At 27.9% G+C, this 2,462-nt stretch carries 5 protein-coding genes; all 5 read right to left on the bottom strand.

Features of this window, described 5'->3' with window-relative positions; all coding sequences use genetic code 11:
* Positions 1–248: sensor histidine kinase (locus Q0F58_RS18865; protein WP_367118223.1), on the bottom strand; the 248-nt coding region annotated here is incomplete at its 3' end.
* Positions 249–256: 8 nt separating this feature from the next.
* Entirely contained in the window at positions 257–1,084 is an 828-nt protein-coding gene (locus Q0F58_RS18870) for an FtsX-like permease family protein (protein ID WP_294379518.1), read from the bottom strand.
* A 284-nt stretch (positions 1,085–1,368) separates the two neighbouring features.
* Positions 1,369–1,695, bottom strand: coding sequence for a hypothetical protein (locus Q0F58_RS18875; protein ID WP_294379519.1), 327 nt, complete (start codon positions 1,693–1,695; stop codon positions 1,369–1,371).
* A gap of 1 nt (position 1,696) precedes the next feature.
* Complete coding sequence (locus Q0F58_RS18880; RefSeq protein ID WP_294379521.1) at positions 1,697–2,065, bottom strand: ATP-binding cassette domain-containing protein; 369 nt, start codon at positions 2,063–2,065, stop codon at positions 1,697–1,699.
* Positions 2,066–2,139: 74 nt separating this feature from the next.
* On the bottom strand, positions 2,140–2,337 hold the full coding sequence (locus Q0F58_RS18885; protein ID WP_294379523.1) for an ATP-binding cassette domain-containing protein: 198 nt from the start codon (positions 2,335–2,337) through the stop codon (positions 2,140–2,142).
* Positions 2,338–2,462 lie beyond the last annotated feature (125 nt).

Here is a 2,462-nt window from a genome sequence, read left to right on the forward strand (position 1 = left end):
CCAAAAGTCTGTCTTAAAAGAGAATTGATTTCTATTTTTTCCATATCAACCTTCATGTTTCCGCTGGATGCTTTTGTCACTTCAAATAAATCTTCTATAAGAAGTTTTAATCTCTCACTTCTTTCTTTAAGTATTCCAATAAATTTTTTCTTATCATCTTCACTTAAATTATCGTTATCCAAAAAATCAATATAACTTATTATTGAAGTAAGAGGTGTTTTTAAATCATGAGATACATTTGTTATCAATTCAGTCCTCATTCTTTCGCTTTTAAATATCCATTCATAGTTTCGCTTAAATTTATTTTCATAGTAATTCTGTTCTTTAACAAATAATAAGCAGATGTATATTTTTCACTATTCAAATAATATTTTTTATTATTTCTCTTTCTCCAAGCTTCCATAATATTATCACTTACATTATTTTCTTCTATTTTTTCAGCATATGGTGAAAATTCTGCAGTATGACTCAATCCAGGATAGGTTTCATAATTTTGAATATAGATCCATGTACCTCCATCCGGTTTAGTTTTAAAATATAATTTAGTATTTCCTACAGATCCATTCTCAGGCGAAGCAATCCCATTCCACAATGATATATAATTTCCATTTGTTGAAACAAAATATCCTTCTTTTGTGTATACATATTCCTGTGTTTTATTTACTTCTTCATCCACTGTCGATAAAATTAATTTATCATTATCAAAGTCTACTTTAAACATAATATCACTACAATAAACTCCAGCATTCTTTTTTATTTCATCAGGAATAGATTCTTTTATATAAATTCTAAGTATCTCACTGCTTGTATATCCCAATACTTCAAGAGCACCTATATTAATCATATTTTCTTCTATATCATTGCTTATTCTAAATCTTAATACTAATAATAAAATAATAACTATAATTACTGAGAAAATTATTAGAAAAACAGATGCCATACTTAACATTGTAGTGTTAGCATCTTCAAAATTTTCAAATGTAGCATTAATATTCATTTGAGAATCATCGGTGCTCATAATCATTTGTTTTATAAATTTTTTAAAATCTTGTGCTACATCATTGCAGTCTTGAATATTATTCATTCTTGCACAAACAAGCTTTGCACCACCTACATTTTTATATAACTCACTAAATTCATTATTTCTTAAATATATAGTAAATTTTCCTGTTGTTGTTGTTCCAAATACTGTTGATTCATAAAAACCATTAACTATATAGCTATAATCATTATCCTTATAATTTATATTGATTGTATCTCCAAGTTTATATCCAAGGCCTTTTAATGATATGGGAATATATGCTCCATTTTCTTTAGGAGTATCTAATTGTTCACATAATTTATGTCCTAATAATCTGTAGTCTGAATCTATATTCTGAACAATTGATTGCTGTTCTCATTTGACCACTTTGTTTCATGCATGGAAATTATCTCTTCTGTTTCACACTCAGCTACTCGCGGATCATCTTCAATATATCTTAAGTATTCAGGATTATATTTTGAATTTTCAAACAAAGCAATATAATGAGGAGCATGAAGTTCTTCAACTTTATTAAAGTAAAATTTAGAAAGACTTCCTGATATATTTAATCCGATATTTAAAAACAGGCTTGCAAGCATAATAAGTACCAATAAAGATATAGATGCACCTTTTTTCTTTCTTATATTAAAATATGATATTCGTAATAATTTCATTTTACCACCCCATATCTTTTAAGAATTCCTGAACTTTTTCATATCTTTTTTCAAAATTTTCTCCAGTATAAAATGGAAGTTTAAGTTCTCCACATACAGAACCATCTTTTATGTATATAATTCTATTACCTCTGCATGCTGTTTTTACATCATGAGTTACCATAACAATATTTTGTTTATTTTCATTTACTTTTGTCAATACATTAAGCACATCTGTACTTGCTGCTGAATTTAATGCACCTGTAGGTTCATCTGCAAAAATTAGCGATGGATTATTAATAATTGTCCTGACAATTCCAACTCTCTGTGCTTCACCACCTGATAATTGATTCGGGAACTTATTCCACACCTCCTTTTTTAAACCGACCATTTCAAATAATTCTTTAGTCTTATTAACTATTTTTTTTCTTTTTACTGATTAATAATCCGCTTGTCAGCACATTGTCAATCACACTCATATTGTTTTAATAAATACACATTCTGAAATACAAATCCACAGTTTACTCTTCTAAAAAGCGCTAACTGATCATTATTTAATTTAGTTATATCTGTACCCTTAAATAATACTGTTCCTAGTCCTGACTTGTCCATTCCGGAAAGTGCATATAGAAGTGTTGATTTTCCAGATCCTGAACTTCCCATTATTGCGGAAACACACAGTCTGCGAAGCAGATTTTTTTATTTACATGTGTTGGAGGAATGTTAAATTATATTTCAAATCTATCTCATAGTATATGTATAAGTGTGATTTATCAATTGTAAATTGT

This window comes from uncultured Clostridium sp. (assembly GCF_934754915.1).
Taxonomy (GTDB): domain Bacteria; phylum Bacillota; class Clostridia; order Clostridiales; family Clostridiaceae; genus Clostridium.

Bases quoted from the DNA above. Each gene is read 5' to 3' on its own strand.
- Q0F58_RS18875 (WP_294379519.1), bottom strand. From the start codon at position 1,695: ATGAAATTATTACGAATATCATATTTTAATATAAGAAAGAAAAAAGGT.
- Q0F58_RS18880 (WP_294379521.1), bottom strand. From the start codon at position 2,065: ATGGTCGGTTTAAAAAAGGAGGTGTGGAATAAGTTCCCGAATCAATTA.
- Q0F58_RS18885 (WP_294379523.1), bottom strand. From the start codon at position 2,337: ATGGGAAGTTCAGGATCTGGAAAATCAACACTTCTATATGCACTTTCC.
- Q0F58_RS18870 (WP_294379518.1), bottom strand. From the start codon at position 1,084: ATGAATAATATTCAAGACTGCAATGATGTAGCACAAGATTTTAAAAAA.